This is a genomic window from Methylobacter tundripaludum, from assembly GCF_002934365.1.
In the GTDB taxonomy this organism is placed as follows: domain Bacteria; phylum Pseudomonadota; class Gammaproteobacteria; order Methylococcales; family Methylomonadaceae; genus Methylobacter_A; species Methylobacter_A tundripaludum_A.
In genome coordinates, this window is record NZ_PTIY01000011.1 from 92834 (window position 1) to 106955 (window position 14122).

General features: G+C 52.4%; 11 protein-coding genes. 4 read left to right on the top strand and 7 right to left on the bottom strand.

Annotated features, from left to right (window positions below; translation table 11 throughout):
* Positions 1-715: 715 nt before the first annotated feature.
* On the top strand, positions 716-1591 hold the full coding sequence (locus B0F88_RS13920; protein WP_104424532.1) for an EAL domain-containing protein: 876 nt from the start codon (positions 716-718) through the stop codon (positions 1589-1591).
* A gap of 484 nt (positions 1592-2075) precedes the next feature.
* Here the strand turns inward: B0F88_RS13920 and B0F88_RS13925 are convergent, their stop codons facing one another.
* From B0F88_RS13925 to cysK, 4 genes are all read right to left on the bottom strand, one after another.
* The gene (locus B0F88_RS13925; RefSeq protein ID WP_104424533.1) at positions 2076-4145 is read right to left on the bottom strand and encodes a family 2A encapsulin nanocompartment cargo protein cysteine desulfurase; all 2070 of its coding nucleotides are present in this window, start codon (positions 4143-4145) and stop codon (positions 2076-2078) included.
* Positions 4132-5055: a family 2A encapsulin nanocompartment shell protein gene (locus B0F88_RS13930; protein ID WP_104424534.1), complete on the bottom strand. Its 924-nt coding sequence runs from the start codon at positions 5053-5055 to the stop codon at positions 4132-4134. The genes B0F88_RS13925 and B0F88_RS13930 overlap by 14 nt, the downstream gene beginning before the upstream one ends.
* Before the next feature lie 230 nt (positions 5056-5285).
* Complete coding sequence (epsC, locus tag B0F88_RS13940; RefSeq protein ID WP_104424536.1) at positions 5286-6221, bottom strand: serine O-acetyltransferase EpsC; 936 nt, start codon at positions 6219-6221, stop codon at positions 5286-5288.
* Positions 6218-7195: a cysteine synthase A gene (gene cysK / locus B0F88_RS13945; RefSeq protein WP_104424537.1), complete on the bottom strand. Its 978-nt coding sequence runs from the start codon at positions 7193-7195 to the stop codon at positions 6218-6220. The genes epsC and cysK overlap by 4 nt, the downstream gene beginning before the upstream one ends.
* A 380-nt stretch (positions 7196-7575) precedes the next feature.
* On the opposite strand from cysK, the gene B0F88_RS13950 reads away from it, so the two are divergent.
* The gene (locus B0F88_RS13950; RefSeq protein WP_104424599.1) at positions 7576-8613 is read left to right on the top strand and encodes a sterol desaturase family protein; all 1038 of its coding nucleotides are present in this window, start codon (positions 7576-7578) and stop codon (positions 8611-8613) included.
* Positions 8614-8712: 99 nt separating this feature from the next.
* Here B0F88_RS13950 and B0F88_RS19755 read toward each other — a convergent pair whose 3' ends face one another.
* Positions 8713-8844 carry a hypothetical protein gene (locus tag B0F88_RS19755; RefSeq protein WP_258076672.1) on the bottom strand — a complete coding sequence of 44 codons (132 nt, stop codon included), beginning with the start codon at positions 8842-8844 and terminating at the stop codon, positions 8713-8715.
* A 199-nt stretch (positions 8845-9043) separates the two neighbouring features.
* Between B0F88_RS19755 and B0F88_RS13960 the strand changes: the two genes are divergently transcribed.
* Complete coding sequence (locus tag B0F88_RS13960) at positions 9044-9763, top strand: SIMPL domain-containing protein (RefSeq protein ID WP_104424539.1); 720 nt, start codon at positions 9044-9046, stop codon at positions 9761-9763.
* Between the two features lie 28 nt (positions 9764-9791).
* Here B0F88_RS13960 and B0F88_RS13965 read toward each other — a convergent pair whose 3' ends face one another.
* Positions 9792-11465, bottom strand: a complete 1674-nt coding sequence (locus B0F88_RS13965) for a bifunctional metallophosphatase/5'-nucleotidase (RefSeq protein WP_104424540.1) — start codon at positions 11463-11465, stop codon at positions 9792-9794.
* 679 nt (positions 11466-12144) lie between these two features.
* Here B0F88_RS13965 and B0F88_RS13975 point away from each other — a divergent pair.
* Positions 12145-12591: a hypothetical protein gene (locus B0F88_RS13975; RefSeq protein WP_104424542.1), complete on the top strand. Its 447-nt coding sequence runs from the start codon at positions 12145-12147 to the stop codon at positions 12589-12591.
* A 12-nt stretch (positions 12592-12603) separates the two neighbouring features.
* Here the strand turns inward: B0F88_RS13975 and B0F88_RS13980 are convergent, their stop codons facing one another.
* Positions 12604-14082 carry an efflux transporter outer membrane subunit gene (locus tag B0F88_RS13980; RefSeq protein ID WP_104424543.1) on the bottom strand — a complete coding sequence of 493 codons (1479 nt, stop codon included), beginning with the start codon at positions 14080-14082 and terminating at the stop codon, positions 12604-12606.
* Between the last annotated feature and the right edge of the window lie 40 nt (positions 14083-14122).

The window sequence follows — 14122 nt, forward strand, 5'->3', positions numbered from 1 at the left end:
GTAATTCCGTTTCATGATTCCACCCACAGGCTAAAAAGATGCGGCCAGGGCTGCTGACCGCACACAGAGGAAGAACAGCTGAACTCTAAGCCCTTTAGGAAAGGGAGCGCAAACAAGAGTTGCAGGGATTCTAGTCAATAAAATCAACCTTGAAAATGCGGCCGATTGTCGCGCGACAATATGCCGCCACAAATGGCGCGCTAAATGCTTAATACTTTGGTTTGCGCGATGAAAAGCGAGTCAAAATAGCGCGGCGGCAGGGCTTGAAAAAACGGTTAGGCAAATTAACACGGCATTTCGCTCGGAAAAATTAGGGCATATAACACCCCATGCTGTATCGCGGATCGAATAAATGCAGCACCGAAAGGACTTTGTTAAAGAAAAGTAAACAGCGCTGTATTATCTGTTTATTAGATTTTCTCATCTAATAATATCGTTTTATTAAAAATAAAAATTCCCCTAAGCTATATCCAACCAACGAACTGCCGTAAAAATACTGCGGCTTTGTTTACGGCGTGTGTGATGTCACTTTTTTATGTACCTCTCTATAAAACAGGGATTGTTTTTTTGGGCGGGTTTCGACCCGCCTCTTTTTTAAGTCGGGAAAGGTACAAATTTCTACGGTTTCCCTCATTACACAATACAACCATTCAACGTAACCGGAAGCGGAAATTCCGCCGCGGCATGCACTTTTACCTGATATGAGGAACAACAAATGCCATTACAAAATTTAGTCGACTATTTCAATGACCGGTTCGGGCAGGAGCATAGGTCAAGTTTTCGTCCCTTCCTGCTTGAAGACGGCGCCATAAGCGCGCTGTTTGGCCAAATTAAAATCGGCAGCGTTTTTTCGCCAATACGGCAAGCATTAAAACCCGCCGAGATTATCGGACATGCCTCGAAGCTTAAAGTTTCAACCCATGAAGTTCAGTACCTGTACTCCGACGAAATTGAAAACCTGCTGAGCAATCATCCGCACCAAGCCGACGGTTTTGAATCTATCATCAATTTCGATCGCTTGTCCCGCACCGTCCATATGCTCAACTACCTGCCGATAACTCATTTGCAAGGCGTATTATTCTTGGAAGTCGATCCGCGGCATATACTGGGCGTTAAAAAGGATCATGGCGCTTATTTTGAAGAGGTTATCGGGCAGTGCGGCCTGGAAACCAAAAATGTCGTGATTATTATGTCGGTAAACAGCCATTATGCCCGGCATTATCAGGAACTGATTACCGGCCTGGACAATTACCGGCGCCGGGGTTATCAAATCGCGCTTAAGTTCGAGTATGTCGCGCAGGAAAGCCAGTCGTTCGACCTGATTACCAAGCTGTCTCCGAACTACGTCAGTTTATCGGCGCGGCACCTTGAGCAGGTGCGCGACAATGCCCTGTTTGAAAAACTGCATGATTTAAAAGCGCTGGTTGTTTCAACCGGCGGGCAAACAATCCTGCAACAAATCGATCAAAAAAAATCCGAGTCGCTGGCGCGCACTACCGGTTTTGATCTGGTGCAGGGCAGTTATTACGAACGCCTGTCGGCTTCAGCGTTTTTACCGGAATTGGCCGAGGCCGCCGGCGCGCTTTATTGACTTGGCTGTACGGATTGATTGAATCTGTCCGCTTCAAAAGCATCGTCATTCCGGTAATCCCTGGCGTATTACGGTGCTTTCGGCTTACCGCGTCAGCCTTATGACGTGATTCGATACGATGGGCTGTAGCACTTCCCGGAACGTAGCGCGGCAATGCCATTAAGGATTTGATTAAAAATTTCATCCGTTCAATATCGGGAAGTTATTACTGAACATATCCTAAGGATCGTGCATGAAATAACTTGAGCAAATTTTATTTTTAAACCATGAAGCGCATGAAGGACATGAAGGATTTAAGTCTTCATGCCCTTCATGGTGATTGCTTAAATTAATTTATGCATGTTCCTAAGTTAAATACAACGGCGCGGCAGCCCGGCTGCAGCGCATTAACTCAATGATAGTGGCGTAGCGTGCCAGATCGAGAAAAATTCTAAATTGCAGGAGCAGCTTTGCCTAAAGCCGCCCCTGCAAAAATCCTTTATTGCTAAAAATCCTGACCGCTCTTGATCCGCCTGACGGTGCTGACCAACAGATCGACTTCCTCATGCGTATTGTAAAACGCCAGTGACGGGCGCACGGTGCTTTCCAGGCCGAAACGGCGCAAGATAGGCTGGGCGCAATGATGCCCGGTGCGTACCGCAATACCGGCGCGGTTTAATGCGACGCCAATATCCTGGTTGCTGTGTCCTTCCAGCACGAACGACAATACGCTGGTTTTCTCGGCAGCCGTGCCGATCAAACGCAAGCCGGATATGCTCCTCAGCGCATCCATCGCATAGACCAGCAACTCGTGCTCGTAACGGGCGATATTATCGATACCGATTTTCAGCAGATACTCAAGGGCTGCGCCCAGGCCTACCGCATCGGCGATATTGCCGGTACCGGCTTCGAAGCGGGCCGGTGCGGGCTGATAGACGATTTTTTCAAAGGTCACATCCTCTATCATGTTGCCGCCGCCTTGCCACGGCGGCATGGATTCCAGCAATTCCGCCTTGCCGTACAACACGCCGATGCCGGTGGGAGCGAATATCTTGTGCCCGGAAAACACAAACCAGTCGCAATCCAGCACCTGTACATCGACGCGCAAATGCGAGACCGACTGAGCGCCGTCCAGCAGCACCCGTGCCCCGACCCGATGCGCCATCTCGATCATTTCCCTGGCGGGCGTGACCGTACCCAGCGCGTTGGAGACCTGCGTGAACGATACCAGCTTGGTGTGAGAATTCAGCAACTTTTGATATTCGCCCAGCAATACCTGGCCGTCGTCATCAACCGGCGCGACGCGCAATGTTGCGCCGGTCGCTTCGCACAGCTGTTTCCACGGCACGATATTGGCGTGGTGCTCCAGCCAGGTGATCACGATCTCGTCACCCGCCTTGATATGCTGCCGCCCCCAGCTTTGCGCAACCAGGTTGATGGCCTCGGTCGTGCCGCGCGCAAAGACGATCTCCGCAGAAGACGACGCATTCATAAACTTGGCAACGGTATCCCGCGCTTTTTCGTAAGCGTCGGTCGCCCGCGCGGCCAGTTCATGCGCCGCACGGTGGATGTTGGAGTTCTCGTGCTCATAAAAATACGAGACCCTATCGATCACCGCCTGCGGCTTTTGAGTCGTCGCCGCGTTATCGAACCAGACTAACGGCTGACCGTTGACCCGTTCCTTCAGGATAGGAAAGTCCCGGCGCACCGCCTGTACATCAAAAGCCGGATGCGCAGAAACCAAGGTCGGCGCTTGCGCATTAAATCCTCCGTGTTTCAACTCATCGAGAAAATAAAGCGTTGAACCCGGTTCGGGGCTTGCCGGAATACCGGCAGCAGGCTTAGAAAACGAACCGAACAGCTCCCGCAACTCAGCTTCGCCCGGCAGGCCGTAGGCTTGAGGCGAAAGTCCCGCTATCAATGACGCATCAAAGGTAGGGTGGGCAACGCTTTTCTGCCCACCGCTTTTATCCGCTGAATTTTCAGCGAAAAGCTTTTGCAATTCCGCTTCAAAAGCCTGAGGTGAAGTACCCACTTTGGCTAATTGCTCGGCGTCAGTCAGCGATTCGGCTGTCAATTCGTGGCCCGCCACTGAAGACGGCGCGGCAGGAATTGAAGCTGTCTCGATACTTCCGGGAATGTGGCTTCCTGAGGGTACGCGCGAAACCAGCAGCTGTTGCAATTGCGCTTCATCGGGCAGGCCGAAGTTGTGCGGCAAAACACCCGCCAGCACGGATTTGTCCAAACCCGCCAACGGCGATGTTGCCGCCGCAGACGGGTTGCCGAAAACCGAGCCCGTATCAAGGCTGTCAGGAACGCTTGCTAAAGACGGTTGCCGCGGAGCAAACAGCTTTTGCAATTCGGCTTCCCCCGGCAGGCCGAAACCTTGCGGTATTCCCGATCCAGCCGCACCCGCCAACGGTGACGTAAACCCGCCCGGCACTGCCGAAGAGGCAGCGGCGATGCGCGATCCGTCGCAGGGTAAGGCCGTAAACAGCTCATTGGCGAGTTTGGTCAATTGCTCTACATCCGGCAATGTTGCGTTTTGTGAAAAATCGCCGTTATTTGTATTCATGGTACTTGCCCACTTCGACATTCTCGAGCACGCCGAGCGCATCGTCAGTCAATACCGCCAGCGAGCAATACAGTGAGATCAGGTAAGAGGCAATCGCTTTATGATTGATGCCCATGAAACGGACGGAAAGCCCCATGCTCAGTTCGCCGGTCAGGTTAGGCTGGTAAAGACCGACCACGCCTTGGCGGCTTTCACCGGTGCGCAACAGCAGAATATTACTTTTGCCGTTGACGACTTTAACTTTGTCGGATGGGATCAAAGGCAGGCCGCGCCAAGTTAAAAACTGCGAACCGAACAGGGTGACGATAGCGGGAGGCACGCCGCGGCGTGTGCATTCGCGTCCGAATGCAGCGATTGCCAGCGGGTGCGCCAGGAAAAACGCAGGTTCTTTCCAGACACGGGAAATCAATTCATCCAAGTCGTCAGGCGTCGGCGCGCCGGTACGCGGCTGTACTCTAAAGCCTGGGGCTACATTATTCAGCAGGCCGTATTCGGCGTTGTTGATCAGTTCGCTTTCCTGGCGTTCTTTAATGGTTTCTATGGTCAAACGCAGCTGCTCATGGATTTGATTGTGCGGGCTGCTGTATAAATCGGAAATACGGGTATGCACGTCGAGCACCGTATTAACGGCATTCAAGCGGTACTCGCGGCCCCATTCTTCATAATCGACAAAGGTTTGCGGCAGTTCTTTTTCGTCGAGGCTGGAGCAATCGACCAGCAGGCCGGTTTCATTCTTAACCTTGTTGACTCGATAAATACCGGCTTCCAGGGGTTTCCATTGCAACAGATGCACCAACCACCGGGGAGTGATGGTTGATAACATGGGGACGGTTTTGGTGGCGTTTGCCAAGGTACGCGCAGCAACATCGCCCAGCGCGGTATGGGTTTGGCCTTCGTGAATATCGGACATGACTTTTTCCTATTGTGGTTGGTGTAATTAGTAGTATCGTTCCCATGCTCCAGCGTGGGAATGCAGTTAGTGACGCTCCGGCGTCCCGTTTCGCAACGCTGGAGTGTTATACGGGTTCCCAAGCTCCAGCTTTCTATGTTTCGGGAAGCTGGAGCTTCCAAGACGGCGTTCCCAAGCTGGAGCTTGGGAACGAGCGGAACCAGCGGATATTTTCGCCTTTCACCTTTCGTTTATATCCCGCCCCCATCCTGAAACAATTCACTGCGCACATGCGCCTGTGTAATGTTGCTGCCGGGCGGTATGCTATGGGTAAGCCAGACGTTGCCGCCGATGGTCGAGCCGCGGCCAATGGTGATACGGCCCAGGATCGTCGCGCCCGCATAAATGACCACATCGTCCTCAACGATAGGATGCCGGGCATTGCCTTTGACCAGGATGCCGTCGTCGTCCTTCAGGAAACGTTTGGCGCCCAGGGTAACCGCCTGATACACGCGAACATGCCGCCCGATCACCGCCGTCTCGCCGATGACCACGCCGGTGCCGTGGTCGATAAAAAAACTCTCGCCGATTTGCGCGCCGGGGTGAATATCAATGCCGGTCGCTGAATGGGCAATCTCGGAAATAACGCGCGCCACCAGCGGCGCGCCCAATTGATGAAGGATATGTGCAAGCCGGTGATGAATAGCCGCGGTAATGCCCGGATAACAAACCAGCACTTCGTCGGAGCTTCTGGCCGCCGGGTCGCCTTCGTAGGCGGCCTGAATATCGCTGTCGAGCAGCTTCCTGACCTCAGGCAAGCGCGCGGCAAACTCACGGGTAATAGCGACAGCCTGCCGGTAAGTCTCTTCGGCAGGCGCATGTCCTGAAACGAAGTGCAGTTCGCGGCGGATTTGTTTGAACAGCTCGCGCAACAGCGTATCGAGCGTATGCCCGACAAAGTAATCAATGCCCTCGTCGTTCAAATCGGGCAGGCCCAAGCGGTTGGGAAACAACACCGCGCCCAGGCCGTCGAGGATTTTTTGCAGTTCCTTGCGCGACGGCAGTTTCGGCGGTTTATCGCGCCGTTGCCGGGTCTCCAGCGATTGCACGCGCAAATGGCGCAATTTAATGACCAGCTCATCGACGCCCCAGTCCTGCCTGGCATTTTGATAGCTTAAATCGCTCATGCCGCAAAACCGCCTGCGTCGAAAACGCCTTCGAACAGCGGCGAGCTCAAATAGCGTTCGCCGGAATCCGGCAGCACCACAACAATGGTTTTACCGGCGTTCTCGGGGCGTTTGGCGACCCGCACCGCGACAGCCGCCGCAGCGCCGCAGGAAATACCCGACAGCATGCCTTCTTCCCTGGCAAGGCGGCGTGCGAAAGCAATAGCTTCTTCATTGCTGACCTGCTCGATTTCATCGATTAACGATAAATCGAGCACATCCGGCACAAAACCCGCGCCGATACCCTGAATTTTATGAGGGCCGGGCTTTAGCGGCTCCCCGGAACGGCGCTGGCTGAGTACCGGACTCGCCGCAGGTTCGACCGCAATCGAAATGATAGGCTTACCTTGCGCCTGCTTGATATAACGGGAAATACCGGTAATCGTCCCGCCGGTGCCGACGCCTGACACCAGAATATCGATAGCGCCGTCGGTGTCGTTCCAGATCTCCGGCCCTGTGGTTTGCTCGTGAATAGCGGGGTTGGCAGGGTTTTTAAACTGTTGTAGCAATACATAGCGTTCGGGATCCGAGGCTGCGATTTCCTCGGCTTTCGCTATCGCGCCGCTCATGCCCTTGGCGCCTTCGGTCAGCACCAGCTTGGCTCCATAGGCGATCAATAACTTGCGGCGCTCCAGGCTCATCGTTTCCGGCATCGTCAATGTCAACGGGATGTTCCTCGCCGCCGCGACAAACGCCAGCGCAATGCCGGTATTGCCGCTGGTCGGCTCGACGAGTTCCTTGCCGGGACCCAGCAAGCCGCGCCGCTCGGCATCCCATATCATCGCCGCGCCGATCCGGCATTTGACCGAATAAGCGGGATTGCGGCCTTCTATTTTCGCCAGCAGGGTAACCGGCGCGCCGTCGCCGATGCGGTTAAGCCGCACCAGCGGAGTTTGCCCGATGGAGTGGGAATTGTCTTCGTACCAATGTGACATAAGAGTCTCCTGTGCGAGTTGCGAACTAATTGCCGGGGCTAAATTTTGGCCAAAAAAAAGCCAGTGGCCCCTAAGGGGCTCACTGGCTTCCGGTTGTCCGGTCAGCTGTGTCGGCTTTCGTTTTTTTATAAAGTACTTTAAGTCGTTACGCTCTGTCAAGGCGCATATTTGCATTCTCTCGAACACGCTAACAACAGCTTGCCTTATCTATTTATCAGACATATAAATCGAATAATATCGTTTTATTAAATATGTAAATCGTACTAAGCTGTTTTCCAACACCTGAAAACATGAATGCTTTGGTTAAACAAGCTTATGCGCTAAACAGCGTTACTAAGCCGCGATCAAAGATTGTTTTGTCTTACATCGAGGAAAAGTCAATGTTCAGCGAAATTACGTCATTCATCACCTTTGTTGAATCCTATTTAACATGGCTCTCAAGCATGTCAACAAAATTGGCGACATTTATCCTGCTGATTGCTTTTGTCGTACTGTCGGCCTTCGAGTTTAGTTTCCCTAAACGCAGACTGCCTGTTAAACAGTTATTTCTGTCTTATCAAACCAATGCCGGTCTGTTTATTTTTAACAGTCTTGTCATCTCGTTACTGTCGGTAGCGTCCTTATTGATGCTGGCCGACCGCTATTCAGACTGGGGGCTGCTGCGCCATATCTCCAATCCTGCATGGAAAGCCCTGCTGTCGTTCCTGTTGCTCGATTTGATGCTTTATTTGTGGCACAGAATCAGTCACCGTTTTGATTGTCTGTGGATGTTCCACAAGGTGCATCACAACGATCCTTATTTGAATGTCTCGACCGCATTCCGGCTGCACATTGTCGAGCTGTTAATCATCACCGCGCTGAAATCGGCGTACATTGTCCTGCTCGGCGTAGACAAGACGATGGTGCTGACTAACGAGACTCTATTGACCCTGTTCATCATGTTCCATCACAGCAATATCTCATGCCGCGGCGAGAAACGGCTGGGGCGGGTCATTATTTCTCCGTATCTGCACCGCGCCCACCATTCGACGGAGCGAAACGAGCACGACACTAACTACGGCGCGGTGTTTTCGATATGGGACCGTCTGTTCGGCACCTTGGCGGAACTGGAGCCTGTCAAAATCGGCATTAACAACAGCTCGCCGCAAACCGTTTCAGGCCTGATAAAATTCGGCTTTACTGTGGACAGTCCAGCGCCTGTGCCTGCATACGAACTGGACGTCAGTCTTAAATCGATGATCGCCGAAGCGGCCTATTACAAAGCGGAAAAACGCGCGTTCACGCCTGGAAATGAGCTTCGCGACTGGCTGGAAGCAAAAAGGGAAATTATCAGGATGGTTTACGGCGATAAGACCGCCAAAAAGCAAGCAAACGATTCTGACTGTCCCACAACCCAGCAGCCATGTACGCTCTGTTAACGTTTCCAGGTCATACTGGAGCGGCCATTTTATGGACTCTACATAGCCACAGGGATGTGGTAAATCCCGGCTGAACCAAATGGATTCTAAAATTATCAGTTAAAACGCTTCCCAGCCGCCCGTATCAGCCGTTACCGATTCAGGTTTATATTTGATTACGGCGGGTTTTGTTGCATCAGGGATCAGGCGGTAAGAGCTGTCCGGGATGTCATTGACTTTAAAACCGCTCACTGTGCCACCGGGGTTTGCGCCTGTTCTTCCAGAAATTCCGATGCCGCTGCGGCTTGTTTGCCAACGCGGCATCATCCATTTGCGCGATGGCTTTAAGTGTTACCGAGTCGCATAGAACGGGAGAAATAAGGTTTTATTAGTGCCAGATCTAAGCCTCCTATAAACTATCCCCACCTGGACAAATAGAGCGAGCTGAAGCATGAACCCAACAAATAGAACAAGCGCCCTGATCTTGGGCATATCGATTTTTCTCGGACTGGCTGCACTGGGGTATCTCCTTGGCCGGGCCGCTATCGACTTTAAAGAATACGAGCGCAGCGTTTCCGTTAAAGGTTTATCCGAGCGGGAATTGGCGGCCGATATAGTGATTTGGCCGATCGCTTTCACCGAGAGCAACAACGACCTGGGCGCTCTTTATAATTCGATTGAAACCGGTAAAAAGAATATTGAAGCGTTTCTGGTTTCCAAGGGCATAGCGGCAACCGAAATATCGTATTCCTTGCCCTCGGTTACCGACAAAGCAGCCCAGGAATTTAACAACGGCGAGAAGGCTCCTTTTAGATATGTGGCGGCTCAAACGGTTACCGTCTATTCATCGAATGTCGCTGTCGTCCGTAAAGCAATGAATGAGCTATCCGAATTAGGCAAGAGCGGGATAGCCTTTAAAGGCGAGGACTTTCAAAATCAGACCGAATACCTTTACACTGATTTGAATAAAATCAAACCGGAAATGATCCAGGAAACCACCACAAAAGCCAGGGAGGTCGCTTTAAAATTCGCTGAAGACTCGAATAGCAAACTGGGAAAGATCAAACAGGCTTCCCAGGGGCAGTTTACTATCGAGCCGAGGGATAAAAACAACCCGCACATCAAGAAAATCCGCGTCGTGTCTACCGTAGAATATTACTTGTCTGACTAGCCTATTTGTCGGGCCGGTTGTTCAACGATTACTGCACTTGCCGGATTATCCTGCCCTCTATCCGGTTGGTAACGGTTTTGTTAGGCAACTTGTCAATCGCTTCCTCGGTGGTTTTGCGGAAACTGACCGCCGCACCGTTGTCCAGGCGAGGCGGACTGGATTTTCCCGCGCCCTGGGAAAAAATTTCATAGCCGTCGCTAAAACCTTTTTCCCAGATGAAATCGATGGTGGCGACCCGGTATTTTTTATTCGTGTCCAGCGGCGTGTAAACCGAAGCGCCTCGCGCTTTGATCTCAACATCGGCGGGTTCGACGGCATAGGAATAAACGCCGTTCGATTCCTTGGCGCGGTACTTGAAACGAAGTCCCGACACCTGTAAAAATCGGCCGTTGCCAAGATGGGATTTGGAAACCGAGTTTTTCAGGACCTCCAGCAATTGCGCACCGGAAAGTTCGAAGCTGACCAGTTCATTGTCGTAATAGAACAGGCCTTCCATGTCGTAAACCGTGATCGGACCGGGAGGAATATTGTCGTTGATGCGAATACCGCCGCCATTGGTAAAGGCAATGTCGGCTTTCATCCGCTCGCGAATCACATCGGCCAAAAAGTCGCCCAACGCTGTTTCCCGGCTGCGTACTGCCGGCTCAACACCTTCCAGTAAATATCGGCTATATCCCAAGACTTGGTTCAGATCCTTGTTCTTTTTCTTGATTTGTTCCGCCAACTTGGCCAATTGTTTGCCCACTTCGGCATCCACCTGAGCATCTTTTTCAACCTTGCCGTCCAGGTCGATTTTGCGGTGACTCGTTTCGACCGCGCCGTCCGCTAAAACGCGAACATCATGAAGCACGGCGCTTTGGTTATCCGCGTCGGCCTTGGTAATCCAGGTCTTGCCGATTCGTTTCTCAAGATAGATATGCTCATGACCGCCGACAACCAGGTTTACATCGGGAAACTCGCGCGCCAGCCATTGGTCCTGGTCGAAATCCTGATGCGTGAGCGCGATGATAACGGCGGCGCCTTGCGCCTTCAAATCGGCGATAGCCTTGTTGATCGCAGCACGGCGAAGGTCTGGCGCGTAATCGAAACTGACGTAGGATTGCTTCTGAAAATCCAGCGTGATACCGAACAAGCCGACCTTGACGCCATTGATGTTCTTGACCAGTACATCGTGGACATTGCTTAGCCGATCCGAAAAGGGGGAACCCGCCGCCATTTCAGAAGAACGGTACCGGGTATTGGATGAAATCCAGGCAAAATCCGACTGGGCGATGCGCCCTAACAACACGCCGGGATCGGCGTCGTCAAACTCATGGTTGCCGAACACGACCATCATATTGTCATCGAATGCCGATTCGTTACCATCCATCAGGTTTAGAACCTTGATCATCGCATCGGCTTTTAGATACTTGCTCATGACCGATGGAAACAGAAAGTCTCCGCCGTGCAGCAGCAATACCTGTTCGCCGCCTTCCTGAAGCTGCCTGCGCAGCGTGCGCAAGCGGGCAAAGCCGCCGATACTGCCGTTTTCGATGCCCTCGATTTTATAGGAATCGTTAACCTGCAAAATCGAAAAACGCGCTTCGCGCCGATCGTTTGCGAGATCGGCGGTATTGCCGGGCTTTGATACCTGGGAACAGCTTGCAGCAAACACCAGGGTGCTGATGAGCAAAATTAGCCTAGCCCATTTCGAATAGTTCATCGTTTTTTCCCTTTTATTGTTATATATGTCTATTGTTAGGCTTGGTTTTATGAAAGTGAGTCGATTGGGGACATCAATTTTGCCGTTTCAAATTTAAAACTGCTAACAACGGCAAAACCAGCCAGTCAATTTCTTTCAATATAGTCCCGGATAACATATATTGAGCAAACCGCACTGACATTACAACTTTGTTGCCCTAAACGCTAAGAATAGGGAAGATATACGGAAACTTTATAATTATGAGTTAGGCCTTAGTATGAAGCAGACCTATAAATCCTTAAACATGCCCCTCTATAAGCCGAGCTTTTCTGGATTTCGGTTTGTAGCAGCTAGCATTGCGCTGAGTATTATATATATCGAGCCCAGTACACCAGCAGATTGGATAATAGCTGTTCTAATCATGGCGCCTACATTTTGGCTTGTGTTTGTTGGCCCGAGATTTCTTTCGGAATGGCAGTCTCATAGCAGATATATTTTCATAGGCTGGTTTATTTTTGCAGCAAAGCTTGCGTTGTTTTGGTGTGTTATTTCAATAGTAGTGCCATACGCTAGAACTGTTTTAAAGGTGTGGCTGCATGCCTAATAACGCTCAACCGGAGCGCGGTTTATGTTGTTTTGTTTTTCTGCTCTCCTGACCGCTCCCGGTTAGCTACGTTAGAACTTAGGACAGGCAACTACTATGTCGATATTCGGAAAGTCGATTCAGGCGCTAGCCAAAGAGCGCGATGCTTTGGAGATCGCAGTTGCTGACAAGGCAACGGTACTTACAAATAAAGACGTTGAGACAAATCAACTTGTAAGAGAGCTCCTTCCGCTGACGACCAAACTTCAATCCGTTAAGCGTGGCATACGTGATCGGACGCCGTTGGCTGATTTGAAGGCGCAACGAGATCAACTCCAGAACACGCTCGACAACTTGCCGGAACCCGATCCAGACATGGGGGACGTTGCCCGGCTATTGCTCGTGAATCAGCGCATGCCGCTCGAGAGCGAAATTCAGGAACTTGATAATTACCTGATGTTTAACTCTCGACCGCTGACAATTGTGGGGCGTTTAATACTTATAGCGGTCGGGTGTGCGGCAGTTTTTCTTTCCGGCTTGATTGGACGCTGGTTCGCTATGTGAGAACCAGCAAAATCAATCCACCGGAAATATCAAATAATCCGTCCATTTGACTTCGCCGCCCGCCTGATCTTCGCTCGGCAGCATGGCCACATTCCAGCCGCCGCCCAAGGCCTTGACCAGCTGCACCGAGGCGGTTAAGCGCTGGCCCTGCAACTGTACAGCGGTCTGCCGGTTGGACAAGGCCACGGTCTGGGCGGTCATCACATCCAGATAACTGACGGTTCCGGCTTGATACTGATTGGTGATCAGCGTCAGTGCGTGGTTGGCTGCGGTTACGGCTTTATCCTGCACCTGCTTTTGTTCATCCAGTATCCGCAAGGCGGCCAGATTGTCTTCCACTTCCTGAAAGCCGGTCAGCACCGTTTGCCGGTAAGCGGCGACGCTGGCGTCGAAACCGTCGATGGCCTGTTTGTACTGGGCATGCTTGGCGCCGCCGTCAAACAAGGTCAGCGCCGCACCGGCCGGACCCAGCGCCCAATAGCGGCTGGCCGATTTGAACAGGTTGTCCAGGGTGGACGTTTGAAAACCGTTGGTGGCGGCCAGATTCAGGCTCGGGTAATAGGCGGCTTTGGCGACGCCGATCTGGGCGTTGGCGGCGGCGATTTTGCGTTCGGCGGCGGCAATGTCGGGACGCCGCTCCAGCAGCTCCGAAGGCAGGCTGGCCGGAATCGGCGGCGGCTGCACATCCAGCGGCGCAGCCGCCAAGGACAGGTCAGCCGGGGTCTTGCCGATCAAGACCGCAATCGCATGCTCCAGTTTGGCCCGCTGCACGCCGATATTAATAGCCTGGGCGCGCACCGATTCCAATTGAGTTTCGGCCTGCATCACATCGCTCTTGCCGACCATGCCGACGGCGTAGCGGTTTTTGATGATTTGCAGGGTTTTGCTGTAAGCGACCACGGTTTCGTCGAGCAGCGCTTTTTGCGCATCCAGGGTTTTTAACTGAAAGTAATTGTCGGCCAAGGTCGCTTCGCTGGATAGCCGCAGCGCTTGCAAGGTCGCGGCGCTGGCTTGGGCGCTGCCGGTGTTGGCTTCGACCTGGCGGCTGACGCTGCCCCATAAATCGGGCTCCCAGGCGATCGCCCCGGCGACGCCGAACAGATTCCTGACGCCCGACACCGCCACGCTTTGGCCGCTGGCGGCGCGGAAACGGTTCGTCGTGCCGGTAAGGTTGAGTATCGGGAAAAACGCCGACTGCGCCGATTGCACCAGATGCTGGGCCTGGCGATATTGCGCCTCGGCCTGGATGATCGATTGATTGGCGACCGCGACCTGTTCTTCCAGTTTATTCAGCCGTGGATCGTTGAAGATTTCCCACCATTTGCCGGACAGCATAGTGTCGCGGGGTTGAGCCTGTTTCCAGCCCTTGCTTTCCTTGAACTCATTGGGGATTTTTGCTTCCGGTCGGACATAATCCGGGCCTACCGTGCATCCGGCCAGTTGCGCGGTTAATAGGGCATAAATCAAAGGTTGGGTAATGCGCTCTGTCATGTAAGTCTCAGAAATAAGTGGCTAACAAAAAAATCTTAAA